The organism is Streptomyces sp. NBC_00328, assembly GCF_036139655.1.
In the GTDB taxonomy this organism is placed as follows: domain Bacteria; phylum Actinomycetota; class Actinomycetes; order Streptomycetales; family Streptomycetaceae; genus Streptomyces.
This window is the reverse complement of sequence record NZ_CP108013.1, coordinates 7,908,783-7,930,926: the sequence shown is the minus strand read 5'-3', so window position 1 is coordinate 7,930,926 and position 22,144 is coordinate 7,908,783. Positions and strand designations below refer to the sequence as shown.

Genomic DNA, 22,144 nt, shown 5'->3' with positions numbered 1-22,144 from the left:
AGGTTCCGGCCACCGTCACCGGTCGTGCTTTCGAGGGGAACGTAGCAGTGGCTGCCGGGAGTGGGAAGAAGTCGTGCAGGGATTGCAGCACACTTTCTCCACTCGCAGGACAAAGAGAGATCGGAGGGCGAAGGACCCCGCCTCGCGGCGAGACAGCCGCATACGATCTCCGCAGACCATCTGTCGCGGGGGGACACATGAACAGGGCAGGGGACGGTCCGGGGCACACACCGGTGGCCGAGGCGGAGCGTTCGGCGGCACAGGGAACCACGCGGTCGGCGGGCGGGACCGCCCAGTCGGCGGGCGACGAGGCGGGGCGGCGCGTCAGTACGCTGGAGCTCTTCTTCGACCTCGTCTTCGTCTTCACCCTCACCCAGCTCACCGTGCTGCTCGCCGCCGATCTGTCGTTCGCGACGGCGGCCCGCGTCGCGCTGATCTTCGTGGTGCTGTTCTGGATGTACGGCGCGTACGCGTATCTCACCAACCAGGTTCCGCCCGACCGGCCTTCACGGCGGATCCTGCTGATGCTGGGCATGGGTGCGTTCCTGGTGTGCGCGCTGGCCATCCCGCGCGCCTTCGACGACGGCGGTGTGGTCTTCGGCCTGGGCTTCCTGGCCGTCGTCCTCGTACACAGCGCGCTCTACACCCGCAGCCACGGCCGTGATGTCGTCTGGTACGCGGTGCCGAACGCGCTCGCCGCGCTGGCCGTCACGGCGGCGGGGCTGTTCGACGGCCCGCGCGCCGACGGTCTGTGGCTGCTGGCTCTGGTCCTGCAGTTCGTCACACCGTTCCTCGCCGAACACGGGGCCAGGCGCCGGGGCGGGCGTGACGCCGTGGTGCTGCGCACGCAGTTGGGGGCGCTCGACCCGGCCCACTTCGTCGAGCGGCACGGGCTGCTGCTCATCGTCGCGTTCGGCGAGTCCGTCATCGCGATCGGCATCGGGATCGGGAGCCGGCCGCTCACCGTGGATCTGTTCGTCGGTGCCTTCCTCGCGCTCGCGCTGGCCGGTGCCCTGTGGTGGACGTACTTCGTACGCGACGAACACGCGGCGGAGGCCGTGTTCACGGCGACACCGCCGGACCGTCGCTGGCGCCTGGCGATGAACGCGTACTACTACGCCTTCCTTCCCATGCTGCTCGGCATCGCCTACTGCGCGGCCGGTGTGAAGAAGACGCTCGGCCATCTCACCGAGCAGTCCGCCACCGGGCCCGCGCTGACGCTCGCGGGCGGGGTCGCGCTGTTCCTCGCCGGGGACGTGGCGTTCCGTTCGGTGCTGCGGCTGTGGCCGGTGACGTTCCGCGCGGTCGCGGTACCCGTCGCGGCGGCCACGGCGCTGCTCGGCATCCGGTTCTCGGCGGTCGTCGAACTGCTGGCGCTGGTGGGGGTGCTGGTGGTGATGCTCGGCGCGGAGGCCCGCTGGTCGCCCTCAGGCACCGGCCCCCGCACGGTGACGGCGCCCGCCGCCTGACGGTGGGAGACGGCATCCACCGACCGACCGGCGGAGCTGGCGGCGGCCGCGGGCCGGCTACTTCTCGCGGTCGTGGTACATCTGCCGCGTGTGCTCCGTGTGCGCCCGCATGACCGCGGTGGCCCGCTGTCCGTCGCGCTCCGCCATCGCGGCGATCAGTTCGCGGTGTTCGGTCCAGGACTGCCGCCCGCGCTGCCGGGCCACGGGTGTGTAGTACCAGCGGACCCGGCGGTCGACCTGCGCGGCGAGCTCGGCGAGGACGGTGTTGCCGGCGAGTTCCATGACCTTGGCGTGCAGCCGCGCGTTCGTCGCGACCGCGGCGTCGACGTCGTCCTCGGCGACCGCCCGTTCGCCCTCGGTGCACAGGTCTTCGAGCGCGCTGATGGCGGCGGGATCCGCGTTGGCGGCGGCGAGCCGGGCCGCCTCGGCCTCCAGGAGCGTACGGACCGTGAGGAGCTGGTCGGCCTCCGCCTCGGTCGGCTCGTGCACGAACGCGCCCTGGGCGGGCCGCAGATCGACCCAGCCCTCGGTGCTCAGCCGCTGCAGAGCCTCCCGCACCGGCTGCCGGGAGACTCCGAGATGACCGGCGAGTTCGCTCTCGACCAGGTGCTGGCCCGGCTGCAGGGCGCGGGTGGTGATGAGTTCGAGCAGCGCCTCGTAGACGCGGTCACGGAGCGGGCCGGGCCGCTCGAGCCTGGGTACCGCTCCCTGAGGCAGGCCTGTCGACAACATCACGGTCCCTCCCTGGGCAGCGTCGTCGCCGCGATAGGAAAGTCGATTATCAATTGTCTTTCGCCTACAGTCTACGGCGCACAAACCCGTCACAGGCATGGGAGTCGGGCTTGTCACACCCGGGGAAGCGGGGGGGCCGCACGGACGACTCGGGTCGCCTCACGGGCAGCGGACGACCTGCCCCGCGTAGGAGAGGTTGCCGCCGAAGCCGAACAGCAGGACCGGGGCGCCGGTGGGGATCTCCCCGCGCTCGACGAGCTTGGAGAAGGCAAGCGGGATGCTCGCGGCGGAGGTGTTCCCGGAGTCGACGACATCGCGCGCGACGACGGCGTTGACCGCGCCGATCTTCAGGGCGAGCGGCTCGATGATGCGCAGGTTGGCCTGGTGCAGGACGACCCCGGCGAGATCCTCGGGCACGAGGCCGGCCCGCTCGCAGGCCTTGCGGGCGAGCGGCGGGAGCTGTGTGGTGGCCCAGCGGTAGACGCTCTGCCCCTCCTGCGCGAACCGCGAGGGGGTGCCCTCGATGCGTACCGCGTGCCCCATCTCGGGCACCGAACCCCAGAGCACCGGCCCGATGCCGGGCTCCTCGCCCTCGGGACAGGCCTCGACCACGGCGGCCCCCGCGCCGTCCCCGACGAGGACGCACGTGGTGCGGTCGGTCCAGTCAGCCACGTCGGTCATCTTGTCGGCGCCGATGACGAGCGCCCGGGTCGCCGCACCGGCGCGCACGGCGTGGTCGGCGGTGGCGAGGGCGTGGGTGAACCCGGCGCAGACCACGTTGACGTCCATCGCGGCCGGCGAGGGGATACCGAGGCGGGCGGCGACGCGCGCGGCCATGTTCGGGGAGCGGTCGACGGCCGTGGAGGTGGCGACGAGGACGAGGTCGATGTCGCCGGGCGCCAGACCGGCGGAGGCGAGCGCCTTGGCGGCGGCGTGCGCGGCCAGCTCGTCGACCGGTTCGTCGGGCCCGGCGACATGGCGGGTCCGGATGCCGACACGGCTCCGGATCCACTCGTCACTGGTGTCGACCATGCCCGCCAGGTCCTCGTTGGTGATGACCTTGGCGGGCTGATAGTGACCGACGGCGGCGATCCGTGTGCCGTTCATGAGTGGTCCCCCTCGTGCTTCGTGTGCGGGATCCACCAGTCTGATCAATGACTCACGAGTACGGCGGCAGGTGAAGCCACAGGATTGCGGCGCCAGGCTTGTCGGCTTCTGTCAGACCTTGGGATGTCCGAACAACTACCCCGAGAACAGTTGGGTGGCCTTCTGTACGAGCTCGTAGACGCCGTAGCACAGGGGCGCGCCCACCCACAGCCAGGCGAAGGCGGTCAGGGCCCGCCGGTCAGGCGGACTCGGGCTGCTGTCGTGCGACATCGGCGGCCTCCCTCGGTGCGGGGATGTGATGGCGGGCGTCCACGGGGCGTACGAGCTCGTTGGCGACGAAGCCGACGGCGAGCAGCCCGATCATGATCAGGAACGACATTCCGTACAGGGACGATCCGTGTCTGCCCGCCGCCTCCTGGTGGTCGGCGATCCGGTTGACGATCAGCGGTCCGAGGACCCCGGCGGTGGACCAGGCGGTGAGCAGCCTGCCGTGGATGGCGCCGACCTGGTAGGCGCCGAACAGGTCCTTCAGGTACGCGGGGACCGTGGCGAAGCCTCCGCCGTAGAAGGAGAGGATCACCAGCGCGCTCAGGATGAACAGCGGTTTCGAGGAGTCTCCGAGCCAGGCGATGAGCGCGTACATCAGGGCGCCGACCCCGAGGTAGACCCGGTAGATGTTCTTGCGTCCGATCAGGTCGGAGGTCGAGGACCAGCCGATCCGGCCGGCCATGTTGGCGGCGGAGAGCAGGGCGACGAACCCGGCGGCGGCGGAGACGGTGACCGGGGTGGAGGTGTCCGCGAAGAAGTCCGTGATCATCGGGGCGGCCTTCTCCAGGATGCCGATGCCGGCGGTGACGTTCATGCACAGGACGACCCACAGGCACCAGAACTGCGGGGTGCGGACGGCGTTGCGGGCCGAGACCTGGACTCCGTCGAGCGCGCTCGGAGCGGATGGGGACGGCTTCTCGCCGCGCGGCACGCGCACCAGCAGCACGCCGAGGCTCATGAACACGGCATACGTCAGCCCGTGGACGAGGAAGGCGACCGCGATCCCGGAGGAGTCGGAGCCGAACGACTTCAGCATCTGGGCGGACCAGGGCGAGGCGATCAGCGCGCCGCCGCCGAAGCCCATGATCGCGATGCCGGTGGCCATGCCGGGCCTGTCCGGGAACCACTTGATCAGGGTGGAGACGGGTGAGATGTAGCCGATGCCGAGGCCGGTGCCGCCGACGAAGCCGTAGCCGAGGACGATCAGCCAGTACTGCTCGGTGGCCGCGCCGAGCGCGGAGATGAGGAAACCGGAGGAGAAGCAGACGAGGGCGACGGTCATGGCCCAGCGCGGACCGTTGCGCTCGACGAGGGTGCCGCCGAACGCGGCCGACAGGCCGAGCATCACGATGGCGAGCTGGAAGGGCAGGGCGCTCTGGGTTCCGCTGAGACCGAGCGCGGATTCGAGCGGCGGTTTGAAGACGCTCCAGGCGTAGGCCTGGCCGATGGAGAGATGGACCGACAGGGCGGCCGGCGGGACGAGCCAGCGGCTCCAACCGGGGGGTGCGACAGGAGGGCTCATGATCCGGGACGATAGAAAGCGGTCGCCCGGCTGTGAAGCGGCCTGACCAAAACCCGTCGACCGTATGCGATGAGCGGTATCCCTGACGCGACGAACGGTCACCCGACCGGGCGCCGGCGGCCACCCGGGCCCGTCCGGCGGCGGCCACCCCACCGGTCCGCCCGTACCACCCACCGGTCCGTCCCTACCGCCCACCGGTCCGCCCGTACCGCCTCGCAGCCCGGCCGCATCACCCCGGCGTTCCGCCCGCCTCACCGGCCCACCCGCGCCACCCCGGCTGCCCGCCCGCCTCGCCCTGGCCGCTCAGCCCGCGGCGGCGGCCACGGCGGCGCCGGGTCCGGTCCGGTGCGGACCCTTGTCACCCCTCATTCCATCCTGTAGACAATATTTCGTCGACAGAGTTCGGCAGTTCCTCGGTACCCTCGACCGAACGGAGCGCCACACCGTGAGAGTCGCAGTTCTCGGCGCCGGTGCGATCGGCGCCTACGTCGGCGCCGCTCTGCACCGCGCGGGCGCCGACGTGCATCTCGTCGCCCGTGGACCGCATCTCGCGGCCATGAGGCAGCACGGCGTCCAAGTCCTCAGTCCACGCGGTGACTTCACCGCGCACGCCCACGCCACCGACGACCCGGCCGAGATCGGTCCGGTCGACTACGTCTTCCTCGGCCTGAAGGCCAACTCGTACGCGGCGTGCGGGCCGCTGATCGAGCCCCTGCTGCACGACACCACGGCGGTCGTCGCCGCCCAGAACGGCATTCCCTGGTGGTACTTCCACCGGCACGGCGGACCCCACGACGGCCACCGGGTGGAGAGCGTGGACCCGGGCGGCGCGGTCAGCGCGGTGCTGGCCCCGGAGCGGGCCGTCGGGTGCGTCGTGTACGCCGCGACCGAACTGGAGGGACCGGGCGTCGTCCGCCACCTCGAAGGCACCCGGTTCTCCCTCGGGGAACCGGACCGCTCCGTCTCGGCGCGCTGCCGGTCGTTCAGCGACGCCATGCGGGAGGGCGGGCTGAAATGCCCGGTCGAACCGGACCTGCGCAACGACATCTGGCTCAAGCTGCTCGGCAACATCTCCTTCAACCCGATCAGCGCGCTGGCCCGCGCCACGATGCGGCAGATGTGCCTGCACGGCGGGACACGCAGGGTCATCGAGATCATGATGACCGAGACGCTGACCGTCGCCCGGGCGCTCGGCTGCGAGGTGGGCGTGTCCATCGAGCGGCGCCTCGCGGGTGCCGAGCGGGTCGGCGACCACCGCACCTCCACGCTCCAGGACCTGGAACGCGGCAAGCCGCTGGAACTCGACGTGCTGCTCGCGGCCGTCGTGGAACTGGCGGAGATCACCGGGGTGCCGGTCCCGACCCTGCGCACCGTGCACGCCATCTCGGATCTGCTCGCGCTACGGTGCGCGGCATGAGCGCGGAGCGGGCCGCCCGCCCGGCGAGGCGCCCCCCGGCCCGCTCCGCGGGTGCAGGACAATGAGAACGTGAAGGTCGCCCGTACGGCACGCCCCCGGACGACCCGAACGCCAACCGGCGATCGCGACAGCCGATCCGGCCGGCCGCACGTACGGAAGCGGGACTGATCAGGACATGGGACGAGTCACGGAACGACGCAAGGTGATCCGCGTCCGGAACGGAGCCGTGAGCTCCCGCCCGGACACGCTCGTCGCGGAGGAGCCGCTGGAGATCCGGCTCAACGGAAAGCCCCTGGCGATCACCATGCGCACTCCGGGCGACGACTTCGCGCTGGCCGCGGGCTTCCTGGTGAGCGAAGGGGTGCTGGGCCGGGCCGACGAGCTCCAGAACATCGTGTACTGCGCGGGAGCCACGGAGGACGGCTCCAACACGTACAACGTCGTCGACGTGCGGACGGCACCCGGTGTCGTCGTCCCCGACATCACCCTCGAACGCAATGTGTACACGACGTCCTCGTGCGGCCTGTGCGGCAAGGCGAGCCTGGACGCGGTCCGTACGACAGCCCGCTGGACCATCGACGACACGGCGGGCGGCACGACTCCCCCGGTGCGGCTGGAGCCCGACCTGCTCGCGAGCCTCCCCGACCGGCTGCGCGCGGCCCAGCGGGTCTTCGACCGGACCGGGGGCCTGCACGCGGCGGCGCTGTTCACCGAGGACGGCGAGCTGGTCGACATCCGCGAGGACGTGGGCCGGCACAACGCGGTCGACAAGCTGGTCGGCCGCGCCCTGCAGAACGGCACGCTCCCGCTTACCCGGACGGTCCTGCTGGTCTCCGGCCGGGCGTCCTTCGAGCTGGCGCAGAAGGCGGTGATGGCGGGTATCCCGATGCTGGCGGCCGTCTCCGCTCCGTCGTCCCTGGCCGTCGACCTGGCGGCGGAGACCGGCCTGACGCTGATCGGCTTCCTGCGCGGCGCCAACATGAACGTGTACGCGGGCGAGCACCGCGTCGCCCTGCGGGCCACGGCCGGCCAGGGCTGACCCCGGCTCCCCGCGGCACGGCGGCGGGGTCCCGAACGGCGGGGAGCGCCCCCTGCGCCGGAGGGGCCCCGCCTCGGCCCGGACCACCGCCACCGCCACCGCCACCGCCACCGCCGTACGCGACGGGTTTCACCCGCGCCCGGGGTTCACCGGACCGAGAAGCGCACCTCACCGGCGGTCACGACCGTGCCGAGGCGCGGGAAGTCCAGACGGACGGAGGCGTCGTGTTCGGAGGCGGTGAACGCGGCCATCGCGTCCTCGACGAAGACCAGGTCGTAGCCGAGGTCTCCGGCGGCACGAGCGGTCGACTCGACCCCGAGGTTGGTGGCGATTCCGCCGAACACCAGGGTGGAGACGCCGTGTTCACGCAGACGCTCGTCGAGGCCGGTGCCCTGGAACCCGCCGATGGTCCGCTTCACGATCTCCAGGTCACCCTCCGCGACGAGTCCGGCGACCAGTCCGCTCCCGGGCGGCTGCTCCGCGACTCCGGACCGCTCGACCCGGATGAGCACGACGAGCGCGCCCGCCTTCCGGAAGGTTTCCGCCAACTCCTCGGCGGTGGCGAGAACTTCGGTCCCCTTGTGCGGCTCCAGGGGCAACGCCACGATGCGCTCCATCAGATCGACGAGCACGAGTGCGGTGCGCGCCGGGTCGAGGGCGAGGCGGGGTTCGGTTTCGGGTGCGGTCATGACGGAACGTTAGCCCGCATCAGCCGTCCGTACCGGAAATCCGGGTCGACAAGCCCGTGAACTACTCCTCGCCGAGCGGACGCGCAGGCACGCAAATTCTGGCGCGAACACGACCGGTACCCGCTCCTTGTGGGGTGCGTGAGGGCCCAAGTAGCCTCTGCGGCGCGAACGTTGGACGTGGGATGTCCGGAGAATCCAGATTGCCCAGCCGTCGTACGAAGGGCAGGTCGCACCATGCCGTCACGCCTCGCCACCCGTCTGAGATCCGTCCTCGCAGCCCTCCCCGGACGCCGCTCCCGTACGCGTCCCCGCCCCGCCCCCTCCGCCCGGCCGGGCCCCGGCCCGCGTAGCCGCACCCGCACCCGCACCGGCCCCTCCTTGGGCGCCGGGTCCGGACCCCGTTCCCGGGCCCGCCTCACAGCCGCCCTGACCTCCGCCTTCAGCATCGCCGCACTGGTCGTGCTCCCGGGCACGGCGCGGGCCGAACCAGCCGCCGCCGGAGGCGAGTTCGAGCAGCAGGTGCTGTTCAAGGCCTCCCAGGACCCGGGCTACGCCTGCTTCCGTATCCCCGCGGTCGTCCGGACGACCGCGGGAACGCTGCTGGCGTTCGCCGAGGGACGCATCCTGAACTGCGGGGACGCGGCCGACATCGACATCGTCGTGAAGCGCTCCACCGACGGCGGCCGTACCTGGAGCCCGCTCCAGGTCGTCAACGAAGGGAACGGGGACACCCACGGCAACCCCACACCGATCGTGGACCGCGAGACCGGCCGGATCGTGCTGGCGGAGACCTACAACACGGGCCGTACGGACAGCGCGAGCTGCTCGGTGCCCTGCGACCGCACCCCGCATCTCCAGTACAGCGACGACGACGGTCTGAGCTGGTCGCAGCCGCGCGATCTCAGCTCCGAGATCCTGCCCGCGAACTGGAACTCCTGGTACGCCACCGGTCCGGTGCACGGCGTCCAGCTCACCCGCGGCCGGCACGCGGGACGGCTCGTGTTCGCCGTCAACACGGAGACCTGGGACGGCGGACGGGTCACCGCCAACAACGCCGCCCTCATCACCAGCGACGACGGCGGCGACCACTGGGACATCGGGGCGAGCGACACCTGGCCGATCGCCGCCGACGGCACCTTCCGGCAGAAGCCGTCCGAGATGACCCTCACCGAGCGCACCGACGGTTCGCTCCTGATCAGCGGCCGCGAGCAGGACGGGACCGACCTCGGCCACCGTACCCAGGCGGTCAGCCGGGACGGCGGCGACAGCTTCGTGTCCCCCTTCCGTGACGTCCCCGACCTGTACGCGCCCCAGGTGCAGGGCTCGACGCTGCGCTTCGGGGACCGGATCCTGCTCTCCTGCCCCGCCGACCCGGACCGCCGCCGCACCATGGCGATCCGCTCCTCCTACGACGGCGGACGCACCTGGGACAGCGTGGACCGCGGGACGGTCGTCACCACCGACTGGTCCGGCTACTCCGACCTGGTGGGTATCGACGGCGACACCGTGGGCCTGATGTACGAGGGCGGCGCGGTCGACGCGCGCGACGAGATCCGCTTCGCCCGCTTCACCGAGGACTGGCTCCGGCCGCGCCGGGGCCCCGACCCGACGACGGCCGACCTCGCTCCGCTCACCCGGCGGGCGGCGGTGCTCGGCGGCGCGAGCGAGACCGCCGGCGTGCTCGGGGGCGGGCTGGAGTTCGACGGCACCGACGACGCCGTACGACTGCCGTATCAGGACCGGCTGCCGCTGGGGACGAAGGACTTCACCGCGTCCCTGTGGTTCCGCTACACGGCCACCAGCGGTGAACAGCCCCTGCTGTGGATGGGCGGGATCGGTACGAGCCAGCCCCAGGTGTGGCTGCGCGGGGAGCCCGCGTCCGGCCGGATCACCGGACTCGTCACGACCAGGAACGGCGCGTCGCCCCCGGCCACGGCTTTCGTCCGCACCGCGGGCGCCTTCAACGACGGCGGGTGGCACCATCTGGCGCTGCGCCGCGGCGGGGGACGGCTCAGCCTGTTCATCGACGGGACGACCGTCAGTACGGCGGACGTGCCCGGATCGGTGAGCCGGAACTCGCCGTTCGGCGTGCACATCGGCCAACGGATGGACAGCCGGGCCTACTTCACCGGGGCGATCGACGAGGTGCGGGTCTACGAACGCGTGTTGAGCGATGAGGAACTGTCGGCGCCGCCCTCGCGGAAGGTGACCCTGGACACCGTCCTGTGGCTCCCCCTGGACCGGGTGAGCGGGGACCACTAGGGCCCCTGCCACTCAGCTCCTGCCCACCCGCCGTCGGACGGGCTTAGCGTCCCGTCGTCGCGACCGGGGAGCGCAGGGACCCTGAGGAGCGGGCCGAGCCGGTGGCGCGGCCCGCTCCTCCTGCCGTGCCTCCGGTGCCCGTCGCTCCCCCGGTACCGGACGGCTCGTCCGGGCCGGGCCGGGCGCTCACCTCGGGATCCCGGGCCCGGCGTTTGGCGATCACCGCGCACACCATGAGCTGCATCTGGTGGAAGAGCATCAGCGGGAGCACGGCGAGAGAGGCGTGGGCGCCGAACAGGACGCCGGCCATGGGCAGCCCCGAGGCCAGCGACTTCTTGGACCCGGCGAACTGGATGGCGATCCGGTCCTCCCGGTTGAAACGCAGGGCCTTCGCGCCGTACCAGGTCAGGAGGAGCATGACGCCGAGCATCAGCGCCTCGACGACGAGGAGCCCCGCCAGCCGGGCGGCGCTGACCTGGCTCCAGATGCCCTGCACCATGCCCTCGCTGAACGCGGTGTAGACGACGAGCAGGATCGAGCCGCGGTCGACGTAGCCGAGGACCTTCTTGTGGCGGGTGATGAAGGCGCCGGTCCAGGGGCGCAGCAGTTGTCCGGCCAGGAACGGCACCAGCAGTTGCAGCACGATCCTGACGACCGAGTCCGTGGAGAAGCCGCCGCCGCTGTTGCCGAGGAGGAGGGCGGCGAGCAGCGGGGTGATGACGATGCCCGCGAGCGACGAGAAGGAGCCCGCGCAGATGGCGGCGGGCACGTTGCCGCGGGCGATCGAGGTGAAGGCGATGGAGGACTGGATGGTCGAGGGGACGAGCGTGAGGAAGAGGAGACCGGTGTAGAGGTCGTGCGTCAGGAACACCGGTTCCAGGCCGCGGGCGGCGAGGCCGAGCAGCGGGAACGCCACGAAGGTGCAGATCAGGACCGTACCGTGCAGCCGCCAGTGTTTGAGTCCGTCCAGCGCCTCACGGGTGGACAGGCGTGCGCCGTACAGGAAGAAGAGGAAGGCGATGGCCGCCGTGGACGCGCCCGAGGCGACATCCGCCGCCCGGCCGCTCGCCGGGAACAGGGCGGCGAGACCGACGGTCCCGAGCAGCAGCAGGATGTAGGGGTCGACCGGCATCCAGCTCGGCCACTTCAGGCGTTTCACGGTGCTCCACTGCTCGGTTGCTCGGTTCGGTGCGGGTGATCGTCATCGGCGGATCGTGCCCTCTCCATCGTCCCCTTCCGGGGCGCGATCGGGAATCCGTCATGCCGCTCTGACTGTCATCACGTATCGCGATAACGTGGAACCGTGTACGACCCTTCCCAGCTGCGTACGTTCCTGGCGGTGGCCCAGACGCTGAGCTTCACCCAGGCCGCCAGGCGGCTGGGGGTGCGCCAGTCCACGGTCAGCCAGCACGTGCGCCGCTTGGAGGACGCCGCCGGACGGCAGTTCTTCTCCCGCGACACCCACTCCGTCGAGCTCACCGAGGACGGTGAGGCGATGCTCGGGTTCGCGCGGCGGATCCTGGAGGTGCAGGAACAGGCGACGGCGTTCTTCGCCGGGACCCGGCTGCGGGGCCGGCTGCGCTTCGGCGCGTCCGAGGACTTCGTACTCACCCGGCTTCCGGAGATCCTGGAGGGGTTCAGGACCGACCACCCCGAGGTGGACCTGGAGCTGACGGTCGAGCTGTCCGGCACGCTCCACGAACAGCTCGCCGCCGGGCATCTCGATCTGGTGCTGGCGAAGCGGCGGCCCGAGGACCCGCGCGGCGAGCTCGTCTGGCACGACCGTCTCGTGTGGATCGGCGCCCAGCGGCTCCGGCTCGACCCGGACCGCCCGGTCCCGCTGATCGTCTACCCGCCCCCGGGCATCACCCGGGCGCTCGCCCTCGAAGCGCTGGAGCGCCAGGGCCGGCCGTGGCGCGTCGCCTGCACCAGCGGCAGCCTCAACGGCCTCATCGCGGCGGCCCGCGCGGGCCTCGGCGTGATGGCCCACTCGCGGGGGCTGGTGCCGCCCGGCCTGGTCCGGGTGCCGGAGCGGGCGGGACTCCCGGAGCTCGGCGAGGTCGACTTCGTCCTGGTGCACGGCCGGCGGCGGCCGTCCGCGCAGGACGCCGCGGACGCGCTCGCCACGGCGATCCTCGCGGGCGGGGACCGGCTGCATCGGGGGCGGCGCCACTAGAAGCACGGGTTGCCCGGTCCCGCGCGGCCGGGCGGGCTCCGCCGCCGAGCGGGCACTGGCGCCGGCGTGCGGCGGACGGCGGAACCGCTCGTGCGGCGGGCGGCGGGGCCGAGCGTGCGGCGGGGCCTGTACGTGCCCCGCCCCCGGGAGCCGGATCGCCCGGTCCCGGAGGTCGGATCACCCCGTTCCGACGGCCCGGATCACCCGGTCCCGGCGGCCCCGATCACTCGATCCCGGCGCCCGACAGCCCGGAATCGAACATTCCGAATCGACGCTCCGTGACGTCGGATCCCCGTTCCCGGACGTAGCGATTCCGTGGAGATTACGGACTCGAAACCTACGGAACCGTAAGGGATTCTGTCCGACCCTTCCCCTTGTGCGGCATTTCCGTGGCTGACCTGTGCGGACGCCGTACCCGTCGGCGGTTCGAGCCCCCTCCCGTCCGCTCGCGTGGTGGGGTAGCTTTCACGGCGCTGTGCGGAGGCCACGAGGAGCGGTATTGCGCGAGTTCACCAACCCCCCGTTGGCGTCGGCGCCGCCGGTGGGCGGCCTGGCCGACGCCGTGTTCGAGTATGCCCAGGTGGACCCGCTCCACGTCGCCCTCGGCCGCAAGGACGAGCAGGGACAGTGGCGCGACGTCACCTCGGCCGAGTTCCGGGACGAGGTCCTGGCGCTGGCCAAGGGCATGCTGTCCCAGGGCATCCGCTTCGGCGACCGGGTCGCCATCATGTGCCGCACCCGCTACGAGTGGACCCTCTTCGACTTCGCCCTGTGGACGATCGGCGCCCAGGTCGTGCCCATCTACCCCACCTCCTCGGCCGAGCAGGTCTTCTGGATGCTGCACGACGCGCAGGTGTCGGCGGTCATGGTGGAGCACGAGGACCACGCGATGACCATCGCCACGGTCGTCGACCGGCTGCCCCAGCTGCACAAGCTGTGGCAGCTCGACGTGGGCGCGGTGCACGAGCTGTACGAGGCGGGCGCGCACATCGACGACGAGGTGGTCCACCGGCACCGCCGCGCGGTCACCCCCGAATCCATCGCGACGATCATCTACACCTCCGGCACGACGGGCCGCCCCAAGGGCTGTGTCATCTCGCACGCGAACTTCATGTTCGAGGCGGACACCGTCATCGAGCGCTGGGAACCCGTGTTCCACTCCAAGCGCGGCGACGAGGCGACCACCCTGCTGTTCCTGCCGCTCGCGCACGTCTTCGGGCGGATGGTGCAGATCGCCGCGTTCCGCGGGCGGGTCAAGTTCGGGCACCAGCCCCAGCTCAACGCGTCCGCGCTGCTGCCGGACCTCGCCGCCTTCCGGCCCACCTTCTTCCTGGCCGTGCCGTACATCTTCGAGAAGGTCTTCAACGCCGCGCGCCGCAAGGCCGAGAAGGAGGGCAGGTCCGCTCCCTTCGAGAAGGCCGTGGACATCGCCGTGCGCTACGCCGACGCCGTCGAGTCCAAGGCGTGGGGCACCGGTCCGGGCCCCTCGGCGAGCCTGCGCATGCAGCACCAGGTCTTCGACAAGCTCGTCTACTCCAAGGTGCGGGCCGCGATGGGCGGCCGGGTCAGGCACGCCATGTCGGGCGGTTCGGCGATGGACCGGCGGCTCGGGCTGTTCTTCGCGGGCGCCGGTGTCACCATCTACGAGGGGTACGGGCTCACCGAGTCCACGGCCGCCGCCACCGCCAACCCGCCCGAGCTCACCCGGTTCGGCACCGTCGGGCAGGCGATCCCCGGCACGACCGTGCACATCGCGGACGACGGCGAGATCTGGCTGAACGGCGGCAACGTGTTCCAGGGCTACCTGAACAACGACAAGGCCACCGACGCCACCCTGCACGACGGCTGGCTGGCCACCGGCGATCTCGGGTCCCTGGACGAGGACGGCTACCTCACGATCACCGGCCGCAAGAAGGAGATCCTGGTGACCTCCGGCGGCAAGAGCGTCTCGCCGGGCGTGCTGGAGGAGCGGGTGCGGGACCATCCGCTGGTCGCGCAGTGCATAGTGGTCGGAAACGACCGGCCCTACATCGCCGCGCTCGTCACCCTCGACTCCGAGGCCGTCGAGCACTGGCTCCACATGCGCGGCAAGCCTCCGCTGTCCGCCGGCGATCTGGTGCGCGACCCGGATCTGGAGACCGAGGTGCGGCGCGCCGTGGTCGCCGCCAACACGCTGGTCTCGCAGGCCGAGTCGATCCGCACGTTCCGGATACTGGCCAACCAGTTCACCGAGGAACACGGCCTGCTGACGCCGTCCCTGAAGCTGAAGCGCAAAGCGATCGAGAAGGCGTACACGGCCGAGGTCGAGGCGCTCTACCGGACGTGACCCCGGGTGGACCGCGGGGCGGGCGCGCGGAGACCCGCATCGGTCTCCGGCGCAAGCGTCGGCATGATTGATCGGACTATTTCAGCCAATCTTCGATTCTCCGTGCCCGGAGCCCGGTCAGGAATGCATCACGGCCCGTGATCGTTGACGATACGAACACCACCCGACGACTGAAGGATCGAGAGCTCGTGAGCAAGGTCCCCCCGATCATCCTGAACAACGGCGTCGAGATGCCGCAGCTGGGCTTCGGTGTCTGGCAGGTGCCGGACGACGAGGCGGAGCGGGCGGTCGCCACCGCACTGGAGTCCGGGTACCGCAGCATCGACACTGCGGCGATCTACGGCAACGAAGAGGGCACCGGCAAGGCCGTCAACGCCTCCGGCATCGCCCGCGAGGAGCTCTTCGTCACCACCAAGCTCTGGAACAGCGACCAGGGTTACGACTCCGCCCTGCGCGCCTTCGACACCTCGCTGGACAAGCTCGGCCTGGACTACGTCGACCTGTATCTGATCCACTGGCCGACGCCGTCCAAGGGCAGTTACGTCGACACGTTCAAGGCCTTCGAGAAGATCTACGCCGACGGCCGCGCCAAGGCCATCGGCACCTCGAACTTCCTGCCGGAGCACCTGGCCAAGCTGATCGAGGAGACGTCCGTCATCCCGGCCGTCAACCAGATCGAGCTGCACCCGCACCTCCAGCAGCGCGCGGCCCGCGAGTTCCACGCCGAGCAGGGCATCGCGACCGAGGCCTGGTCGCCGCTCGGCCAGGGCAAGGGCCTCCTGGAGGTCCCGGCGATCGTCGCCATCGCCCAGAAGCACGGCCGCACCCCGGCCCAGATCGTCCTGCGCTGGCACCTCCAGCTCGGCAACGTCGTGATTCCGAAGTCCGTGACGCCGTCCCGGATCAAGGAGAACATCGACGTCTTCGGCTTCTCCCTGGACACCGAGGACATCGCGGCGATCTCGGCCTTGAACGAGGACCGCCGGCTGGGTCCCGACCCGGCCACGTTCGACATCGGCTGACCGGCCCGCCCGCTTCGGAGCCGGCCGGCCGGCCCGACCGGCAGCACGCCGTCGGCCCGGATGCTCACCGCATCCGGGCCGGCGGCTTTTTCGTGCCCTTGGACCGGACCAATCCGGGGACAGGCCTTGACGCGGTCATGCAAGCGGGGCCACTTTGTACGGCAACCCGGTAAGGAAAGTTTCCTAACAGAAGGGTCCCCCACAGTGCGCACTCGAACACTGACCCTGTCCGCGGCCGTCGGAGCGGCGCTGCTCGCCGTCGCCGCGCTCCCGACGAGCGCCTCCGGAACCGCCAACCCCCGCTCGGCGCAGGAGGGTTCGGTCAGCGCGGCCGCTCTCCTCGCCAAGGTGACGTCCTGCTCGCAGATATCGAGCGGCAAGTACAGGACCGACGAGGAGACTTCGGCCACCGTCCCCGTCTGCGGCAAGAACGGCGCCGTGTTCTGGAAGGCCGACATGGACATCGACTGCGACGGCCAGGTCACCGCCAAGTGCAACGGCTCCACCGACCCCTGGTTCCAGGACGACACCGCGTTCCACCAGTCCAACGGCCAGGCGCTGCGCGCCGACTCGCTGCCCTACGTCGTCGTGCCCAGCACCAGCAGCATCTGGAAGTACACGAGTTCGGGCATCAAGGGTGGCGGCGTGGTCGCCGTGATCTACAACGGCAAGGTGGAGTACGCGGTGGTCGGCGACACCGGACCGACGCAGATCATCGGTGAGGCGTCGTACGCCACCGCGAGCGCGCTCGGTATCGACCCCGACCCGGAGACGGGCGGGACCGACTCGGGCGTGACGTACATCCTGTTCAAGAACTCGCAGGTGTCCCCCATCGAGAGCCACAGCGCGGCCGTGTCGCTCGGGGACTCGCTGGCCAGGCAGTTCCTGCAGAACAACTGAGGACCTGCCCGGTGGGGTGCGCGGCACCCCACCGGGCACGGCTCAGACGGGCTGGCCGATCGGGCGGACGACGACCGTGTTCACGTCGACGCCCGCCGGCTGCCCGACCGCCCACACGATCGAGTCGGCGAGCTGCTCCGCCGTCAGCAGCTGCCCCGGCGGCAGGCTGCCGTAGCTGTCCCAGAACGGGGTCTCCACGCGGCCGGGCGAGACCAGCGTCACGCCCACGCCGTACTCGGTGACCTGGCGCCTGGTGTTCTCGGCGAGCCCGGTCACCGCCCACTTGGTCGCGCCGTAGATGTTGCCGGGCGTGTTCACGTGCCCGGCGACACTGCCGATCAGGACGATGCGGCCGCGGGACTCCTTCAGCGCGTCGATGGACGCCCTGATGAGCAGCGCGGGCCCCAGCACATTGGTCAGCACCATCTCGGACCAGCCGGCGGGGTCGCCCTCGGCGACCGTGTCATGGGTGGCGAAACCGGCGTTGGCGACGACCGTGTCGATCCGCCCGAACTCCTTGAGCGTCGTCTCGACCGCGGCCCTCACCTGGTCGTACTCCGCCGCGTGCCCGACGATCGTCAACAGCCCTTCGGGGCGGTCGAGTTCCTCGGCGAAGGCGTTCAGCCGCTCCTCTCCGCGACCGGTGACGGCCACCCGGTGCCCGGCGTCGAGCAGCCGGCGGGCGACCGCGGCTCCGATGCCGCTTCCGCCACCGGTGATGAGCGCGACAGGAGAATCGGTCATGGTGTACCCCCAGGAGTGTCCGGCCCGGCGCGGGCCGACTGTGCGTCGGACTCCGGGAGTTCATCACTTGGAGCGCGCTCGATGTCAAGGTCCGCCGCCGCCCTCACGGCGGACGACGGTCACCGGGACCGCGCCGGCCCGCCCCGACGGACACCGCCGTGGACTACTCCGGCTTGACCCCCACGTACACCGTCATCGCCGTCAGGATGAACACGTCCGAGCGGTGGTGCACGCCCGCCTTGTCGTCCGGGTCGAGGAGCCGGTCGAGCGCCGCGAGGTCCTCGGCGTCGAGCCCCTCGGCGAGACCCTCCCGCCTGCGGGTGAGAGCGGTGACGACGAAGGCGCGGGCCTCGTCCGAGACCGGGGCGGGCAGATCGAGCAGGAAGGTGCGGGTCGCCGTGTGGCGCAGCCCGACGGCGTTGAGCAGGGCGGGCCAGTCCTCCGTCTCCGCCACCGATCCGGGCAGCTCGGCCCGCATACGGGTGAACCACTCGTCGTGCACCGCGTCGATGCGGGCCTCCAGGCCGGGCCGGCCGATGCCGGTGTCGCGCGGGAGGAAACGCGTCGGCAGACCGCCCTCCAGCAGGGCGAGGGTGCCGCCGGGGGCCAGGCTCCGGACGAAGCCGGTGAGGGCGGCCCGCTGGTCGCCGACATGGTGCAGCGACCTGCTGGCCCACAACAGGTCCGCGGGGTACTCCAGGTCACCGACGCCCTCGGAGAGTTCGGCCTCGATCGTGCTGAACCGGTCGGCGAAGCCGAGCCGCCCGGCACGGGCGCGGGCCTCCGCCAGCAGGGTCTCGGCGCCGTCCACGGCGACGACCCGCGCACCGGGGAACTTCTCGGCGAGCAGGCCGGAGATGACCCCGGGGCCGCTGCCCGCGTCCACGATCAGCCGGGGATCGGGCCGCTGCCCACGCAGCCACTCGGCCGCCTGGAGGTACGCCGGGCTGAACAGCTCCGCCTCCTGCACCAGCATGGGCAGCATCTGGGAGAAGTCCATGTGGGTGTGGTCGTGGGAGCCGCCGTGCCCGTGGCTCTGCCCGGAGCCGTGGGACGGGCCGTGATCGTGCGCCCCGCTCTGGTGGTGCGCGGGGCCGTGCCCGCTGTCGTGGTCGTGGTCCTGCGCCATGGGACAAGCCTCTCTCTCGGGATGAGGACAGCCTGCTCCACCACTCCCGGAAACGGCCAGTCGTGTTGCTCTAACGGCAAAAAAAAGGGGGGCGCGCCGACGTCGGACCGGGGCGCGGCCGCCGCCGCTCCCGGCGGTGCCCCATGAGCCGGAGCGGGCCGACGGGGACCGCTCGGCGCCGGGGTTCGCGGTCCGCCAGGGGCTGGGGAAGGGGAACCGGCCCCTGGCGGACCGCACGCGCTCAGCCGCTCACAGTGCCGGGTACGCGTTCTTCATGAGCTCCTGGAACTGCGCGGAGAACCAGTGCCCGGAGAGCGGGGCGTTCGGCAGCGCGCCGGAGAGGCTGTTCCCGTTGCGGGCGTTGCCGGTGTACGTCGGGTCGCACATCCGGTCGAAGCCCTTGCCCTCGTCGTTCGCGATCGCCGAGCTGGAGCCGTCGGACTCGCCCGGAGGCTTCATCCACACGTAGGCGTCGATGCCGGTCGCCGGTGCCGCCTTCGGCCGCTCACCGAGGCCCGCGCCCGACTGGTTGCACCAGTTGCCGATGTGGATACGACGGTCGTAACGCCCTCCGTCGACGTACGTGTCGACGCTGGTCGTCGCGCCGGGGCCGCTGGGGCGCCCGGTTCCGCCCCAGCCGTTCCTGGAGGTGTCGATCAGCATGCCGATGCCGGAGTTGAAGCCGACCGAGACGAGCTGGGTGCGGAAGGCCTGCGCGAAGGACAGCTCGTCGACATAGCGGTTCCAGTCCACCCACTTGGACTGGCGCACCGAGGTGCCGTTCACCGTGTCGTTGATGGTGAAGTTGTTCTCCTTGAGGGCGCTGTAGTTCGCCGTGTTGGTGATGAAGCCCGCCACGTCGTCGACCGTCGCGCCCTCGGCCGTCGCCGCCTGCTTGAAGACGGTGGCGGCGGGGGCGAAGTTGTCGTCCCAGCCGAGCCATCCGTGGTGGCCGGCGTCGAGGTAGTTGTAGACGTTCGGGATCGCGCCGAGCTTGGCGAGCGCGTAACCGACGCCCTTCACGTAGTTGCCGTTGGCGAGCATCGTGTCGCACGCGGGCGTGGCGGTGGCGCGGCTGCCGGTGTTGGTGACGAGGTTCGGCAGCGAGTCGATCTCGATGGTCGTGACGATGCGCAGCGAGGCGTACTTGCTGTCTGCGAGGATCGCCGCGATCGGGTCGATGAACTGTGTCTTGTACTTGTCGATCTCCGTGGCGCCGATTTCGCCGTTGGAGGCGAGGGCGGCGCAGTCACGTCCGGGAAGGTCGTAGACGACGAGCTGGACGACCTCTTCACCGGTGCCCTTCTGGGCGAGTGCCGCGTCGAGGTGGGCGCGCAGGCCCATGCTGGTGGACGAGCCGTTGATCGCGGCGATGCGGTCGAGCCAGACGCCGGTGGGCTGGTTGGAGATCCGGCTGCCGCCGGTCTCGGCGGCGGCCTTCGCCGACCATTCCGGGTTCACGTACACCTTGGCACCGGAGTACGGGTTGTCGACGCGGGTTCCGGTGCCGCCGCCTCCCCCGCCGCCTCCGCCGCCTCCGTCATCGACGTTGCAGGTGACGCCGTCGAGCGTGAAGGCGGTGGGCAGGGCGTTGGTGCCGCTGTAGGAGCCGTTGAAGCCGAAGCTCACCGAACTCCCGGTCGCCAGTGTCCCGTTGTACGTCTCATTGGCCGCGGTGACGGCCGTCCCGCTCTGGGTGATCTTCGCGTTCCAGCCGGAAGTGACCTTCTGGTTCCCGGCGTACGACCACTTGACGGCCCAGGAGGACTTGGCGGCGCCGTTGTTGGTGACGGTGACGGCGGCGGTGAAGCCGGTGTCCCACTGGTTCTGCACCTTGTAGTCGACGGTGCAGGGGACGGCGGCGACGGCGTTGGCGCCGACGTCGGCGGGGACGGCCGCGGCGGCTCCGCCTGCCCCCGCGGCGATCAGGGCGAGCGCCCCGAGAATGGCTGTTCGTGCACGGCTCATGTGCGGGTTCCTTATCCGTTGAGGGCGCGCAGGTGGTCGCGCAGCCCGATGCCGTAGGAGGTCGGAGTTCCGTCGTAGTTCGAGATCAGCGACGGACCCGAGGAACAGTCCCAGGTGTTCCAGGTCCAGCCGAGGTAGGAGAGCCCCCGGTCGTCGAACCACTTCATGACGGTGTCGACGAACGAGTGGGAGCAGGTGTTCTCCCCGATCTCGCCCGCCACCAGGGGTACTTGGGCGGCGACCGGGGCGAGGGTCGAGTTCCAGCAGGTCTCACTCGCGCAGGTGTTGAAGTTGTAGACGTGGTACGCGGCGACGAGATTGCCTGCCGGATCGCTGGGCCTGTACGTCAGCCACTGGCTCAGGTCGTTGGAGTACGCGAGACCGCCGGCCAGGATCAGGTTCTTGGCTCCGGTGCCGCGAACGGCGTCGACCAGGTCCTGCATTCCGGCGACCTCGTAGGAGATGCCGGGGCAGGTTCCGCCGTCGCGCCAGCAGGTCCACGCCTGAGCGGTCGTGGAGGTCGCACGGTCCGGGTAGGGCTCGTTGAACAGGTCGAACGCGACAGCCGGGTCGTCCTTGAAGGTGCTCGCGACCGAGGACCAGAAGGACGGGGTGTACTGCGCGTCGGGCATCGGCTTCTGGCAGGTGGCGTGCACGTCGGAGCAGCCCGCCGAGTTGCCGGTGTACTGGCCGTAGGTCCAGTGCAGTTCGACGAGCGGGGTCATGCCGTGCGCCTCGACCTTGGCCACCAGGTCCTTGACCGCGGCGATGTAGTTGGCGCCGGCGTACTCCGGCTTGATGTTGGAAAGCCCCAGCCAGCACTCCTCGTTCAGCGGGATGCGGACCGTGTTGACCTTCCAGTCGGCGATCGCCTTGACCGAGGCGTCGTCGACGGGACCGTCGAAGAAGCCGTAGCCCTGCACGCACATGAACTCGCCGCCGGAGCGGTTGACGCCGAGCATCCTGCGGGTGGCTCCCGCGGAGTCGACCAGTTTGTTGCCCGAGACGTGCAGCTTCGGCGCCTCACCGCCGGCCGGCGGCGGGTCGGTCGGGGTCGGTGTGGGCGTGGGGGTCGGCTGGGCGTCCACGTTGCAGGTGGTGCCGTTGAGCTTGAAGGCCGTCGGCACCGCGTTGTTTCCCGACCAGGAGGCGAGGAACCCGGCGCTGACGCTCGCGCCGGTGGCCAGCGAGCCGTTCCAGCTCTCGTTGGACGCGGTCACCGTCGCGGCGGACTGGGACCACTTGGCGTTCCAGCCCTGGGTGACCTTCTGACCGGCGGGGAAGTCGAAGCCGAGGCTCCAACTGCTCAGCGCGGCCATGTTGTTGGTGATTTTCACGGCGCCCTGGAAGCCGGTGTCCCACTGGCCGGTGACCGAGTACTCCACCGTGCACGCGGGAGTTGCTCCCGAGGCCGTGACGACCGGAGCGACAGCCGTGCCCACGAGGGCGAAGGCGGCGCCGATCACTAAGAGAGACAAACGCGGGGGGTGACGCATGAAGCGACTCCTTGCAGCTCTGGCGCGCCGTGATCGACGCGTCGACTGGTGGAACCGCTCCCACTGGTGCGGAAGAAGCTAGCGCCAAGTGCCGGAGT

At 70.8% G+C, this 22,144-nt stretch carries 18 protein-coding genes; 8 read left to right on the top strand and 10 right to left on the bottom strand.

Going from position 1 to position 22,144, the window contains the following annotated elements; translation table 11 throughout:
* Nucleotides 1–197 precede the first annotated feature (197 nt).
* Nucleotides 198–1,469, top strand: a complete 1,272-nt coding sequence (locus OG485_RS34590; protein ID WP_328672498.1) for a low temperature requirement protein A — start codon at nucleotides 198–200, stop codon at nucleotides 1,467–1,469.
* A gap of 57 nt (nucleotides 1,470–1,526) precedes the next feature.
* Here the strand turns inward: OG485_RS34590 and OG485_RS34585 are convergent, their stop codons facing one another.
* The 4 genes from OG485_RS34585 to OG485_RS34570 all read right to left on the bottom strand — a co-directional run bounded on the left by OG485_RS34585 (nucleotide 1,527) and on the right by OG485_RS34570 (nucleotide 4,878).
* The gene (locus OG485_RS34585; RefSeq protein ID WP_328672497.1) at nucleotides 1,527–2,201 is read right to left on the bottom strand and encodes a GntR family transcriptional regulator; all 675 of its coding nucleotides are present in this window, start codon (nucleotides 2,199–2,201) and stop codon (nucleotides 1,527–1,529) included.
* A 159-nt stretch (nucleotides 2,202–2,360) separates the two neighbouring features.
* Nucleotides 2,361–3,308: a beta-ketoacyl-ACP synthase III gene (locus OG485_RS34580; RefSeq protein WP_328672496.1), complete on the bottom strand. Its 948-nt coding sequence runs from the start codon at nucleotides 3,306–3,308 to the stop codon at nucleotides 2,361–2,363.
* Between the two features lie 135 nt (nucleotides 3,309–3,443).
* Nucleotides 3,444–3,578 carry an MFS transporter small subunit gene (locus OG485_RS34575; protein WP_326784583.1) on the bottom strand — a complete coding sequence of 45 codons (135 nt, stop codon included), beginning with the start codon at nucleotides 3,576–3,578 and terminating at the stop codon, nucleotides 3,444–3,446.
* On the bottom strand, nucleotides 3,547–4,878 hold the full coding sequence (locus OG485_RS34570; protein WP_328672495.1) for an OFA family MFS transporter: 1,332 nt from the start codon (nucleotides 4,876–4,878) through the stop codon (nucleotides 3,547–3,549). The genes OG485_RS34575 and OG485_RS34570 overlap by 32 nt, the downstream gene beginning before the upstream one ends.
* A 445-nt stretch (nucleotides 4,879–5,323) precedes the next feature.
* Between OG485_RS34570 and OG485_RS34565 the strand changes: the two genes are divergently transcribed.
* Together OG485_RS34565 and fdhD are read left to right on the top strand one after the other, a co-directional pair.
* Nucleotides 5,324–6,295 (top strand): 2-dehydropantoate 2-reductase, encoded by a 972-nt coding sequence (locus OG485_RS34565; RefSeq protein WP_328672494.1) that lies wholly within the window; start codon nucleotides 5,324–5,326, stop codon nucleotides 6,293–6,295.
* Between the two features lie 175 nt (nucleotides 6,296–6,470).
* Nucleotides 6,471–7,334 carry a formate dehydrogenase accessory sulfurtransferase FdhD gene (gene fdhD / locus OG485_RS34560; RefSeq protein WP_328672493.1) on the top strand — a complete coding sequence of 288 codons (864 nt, stop codon included), beginning with the start codon at nucleotides 6,471–6,473 and terminating at the stop codon, nucleotides 7,332–7,334.
* 146 nt (nucleotides 7,335–7,480) lie between these two features.
* Here fdhD and OG485_RS34555 read toward each other — a convergent pair whose 3' ends face one another.
* On the bottom strand, nucleotides 7,481–8,023 hold the full coding sequence (locus tag OG485_RS34555) for an isochorismatase family protein (RefSeq protein ID WP_328446307.1): 543 nt from the start codon (nucleotides 8,021–8,023) through the stop codon (nucleotides 7,481–7,483).
* Nucleotides 8,024–8,257: 234 nt separating this feature from the next.
* Here OG485_RS34555 and OG485_RS34550 point away from each other — a divergent pair, with 234 nt between their 5' ends.
* On the top strand, nucleotides 8,258–10,285 hold the full coding sequence (locus OG485_RS34550; protein WP_328672492.1) for a sialidase family protein: 2,028 nt from the start codon (nucleotides 8,258–8,260) through the stop codon (nucleotides 10,283–10,285).
* 43 nt (nucleotides 10,286–10,328) lie between these two features.
* Here the strand turns inward: OG485_RS34550 and OG485_RS34545 are convergent, their stop codons facing one another.
* The gene (locus OG485_RS34545) at nucleotides 10,329–11,417 is read right to left on the bottom strand and encodes a bile acid:sodium symporter family protein (protein WP_328674766.1); all 1,089 of its coding nucleotides are present in this window, start codon (nucleotides 11,415–11,417) and stop codon (nucleotides 10,329–10,331) included.
* Between the two features lie 171 nt (nucleotides 11,418–11,588).
* Between OG485_RS34545 and OG485_RS34540 the strand changes: the two genes are divergently transcribed.
* From OG485_RS34540 to OG485_RS34525, 4 genes are all read left to right on the top strand, one after another.
* Nucleotides 11,589–12,461: a LysR substrate-binding domain-containing protein gene (locus OG485_RS34540; protein WP_328672491.1), complete on the top strand. Its 873-nt coding sequence runs from the start codon at nucleotides 11,589–11,591 to the stop codon at nucleotides 12,459–12,461.
* A 499-nt stretch (nucleotides 12,462–12,960) separates the two neighbouring features.
* Nucleotides 12,961–14,787 (top strand): AMP-dependent synthetase/ligase, encoded by a 1,827-nt coding sequence (locus OG485_RS34535; protein ID WP_328672490.1) that lies wholly within the window; start codon nucleotides 12,961–12,963, stop codon nucleotides 14,785–14,787.
* A 230-nt stretch (nucleotides 14,788–15,017) separates the two neighbouring features.
* Nucleotides 15,018–15,809 (top strand): aldo/keto reductase, encoded by a 792-nt coding sequence (locus OG485_RS34530; protein WP_328674765.1) that lies wholly within the window; start codon nucleotides 15,018–15,020, stop codon nucleotides 15,807–15,809.
* A gap of 204 nt (nucleotides 15,810–16,013) precedes the next feature.
* Nucleotides 16,014–16,709, top strand: coding sequence for a glycoside hydrolase family 75 protein (locus OG485_RS34525; protein ID WP_328672489.1), 696 nt, complete (start codon nucleotides 16,014–16,016; stop codon nucleotides 16,707–16,709).
* Nucleotides 16,710–16,751: 42 nt separating this feature from the next.
* On the opposite strand, the gene OG485_RS34520 is transcribed toward OG485_RS34525, so the two are convergent.
* The 4 genes from OG485_RS34520 to OG485_RS34505 all read right to left on the bottom strand — a co-directional run bounded on the left by OG485_RS34520 (nucleotide 16,752) and on the right by OG485_RS34505 (nucleotide 22,046).
* The gene (locus OG485_RS34520) at nucleotides 16,752–17,453 is read right to left on the bottom strand and encodes an SDR family oxidoreductase (RefSeq protein WP_328672488.1); all 702 of its coding nucleotides are present in this window, start codon (nucleotides 17,451–17,453) and stop codon (nucleotides 16,752–16,754) included.
* 163 nt (nucleotides 17,454–17,616) lie between these two features.
* A complete protein-coding gene (locus OG485_RS34515) occupies nucleotides 17,617–18,582 on the bottom strand; it encodes a methyltransferase (protein ID WP_328672487.1) in 966 nt (321 codons plus the stop codon).
* Nucleotides 18,583–18,831: 249 nt separating this feature from the next.
* Complete coding sequence (locus tag OG485_RS34510) at nucleotides 18,832–20,550, bottom strand: glycoside hydrolase family 6 protein (RefSeq protein WP_328672486.1); 1,719 nt, start codon at nucleotides 20,548–20,550, stop codon at nucleotides 18,832–18,834.
* Nucleotides 20,551–20,561: 11 nt separating this feature from the next.
* Nucleotides 20,562–22,046, bottom strand: coding sequence for a cellulase family glycosylhydrolase (locus OG485_RS34505; RefSeq protein ID WP_328672485.1), 1,485 nt, complete (start codon nucleotides 22,044–22,046; stop codon nucleotides 20,562–20,564).
* Nucleotides 22,047–22,144 lie beyond the last annotated feature (98 nt).

Coding starts and splice junctions, on each gene's coding strand:
- OG485_RS34575 (WP_326784583.1), bottom strand. CDS start 3,578: ATGTCGCACGACAGCAGCCCGAGTCCGCCTGACCGGCGGGCCCTGACC.
- OG485_RS34585 (WP_328672497.1), bottom strand. CDS start 2,201: ATGTTGTCGACAGGCCTGCCTCAGGGAGCGGTACCCAGGCTCGAGCGG.
- OG485_RS34515 (WP_328672487.1), bottom strand. CDS start 18,582: ATGGCGCAGGACCACGACCACGACAGCGGGCACGGCCCCGCGCACCAC.
- OG485_RS34550 (WP_328672492.1), top strand. CDS start 8,258: ATGCCGTCACGCCTCGCCACCCGTCTGAGATCCGTCCTCGCAGCCCTC.
- fdhD (WP_328672493.1), top strand. CDS start 6,471: ATGGGACGAGTCACGGAACGACGCAAGGTGATCCGCGTCCGGAACGGA.
- OG485_RS34590 (WP_328672498.1), top strand. CDS start 198: ATGAACAGGGCAGGGGACGGTCCGGGGCACACACCGGTGGCCGAGGCG.
- OG485_RS34555 (WP_328446307.1), bottom strand. CDS start 8,023: ATGACCGCACCCGAAACCGAACCCCGCCTCGCCCTCGACCCGGCGCGC.
- OG485_RS34510 (WP_328672486.1), bottom strand. CDS start 20,550: ATGAGCCGTGCACGAACAGCCATTCTCGGGGCGCTCGCCCTGATCGCC.
- OG485_RS34545 (WP_328674766.1), bottom strand. CDS start 11,417: ATGCCGGTCGACCCCTACATCCTGCTGCTGCTCGGGACCGTCGGTCTC.
- OG485_RS34505 (WP_328672485.1), bottom strand. CDS start 22,046: ATGCGTCACCCCCCGCGTTTGTCTCTCTTAGTGATCGGCGCCGCCTTC.
- OG485_RS34570 (WP_328672495.1), bottom strand. CDS start 4,878: ATGAGCCCTCCTGTCGCACCCCCCGGTTGGAGCCGCTGGCTCGTCCCG.
- OG485_RS34530 (WP_328674765.1), top strand. CDS start 15,018: ATGCCGCAGCTGGGCTTCGGTGTCTGGCAGGTGCCGGACGACGAGGCG.
- OG485_RS34520 (WP_328672488.1), bottom strand. CDS start 17,453: ATGACCGATTCTCCTGTCGCGCTCATCACCGGTGGCGGAAGCGGCATC.
- OG485_RS34580 (WP_328672496.1), bottom strand. CDS start 3,308: ATGAACGGCACACGGATCGCCGCCGTCGGTCACTATCAGCCCGCCAAG.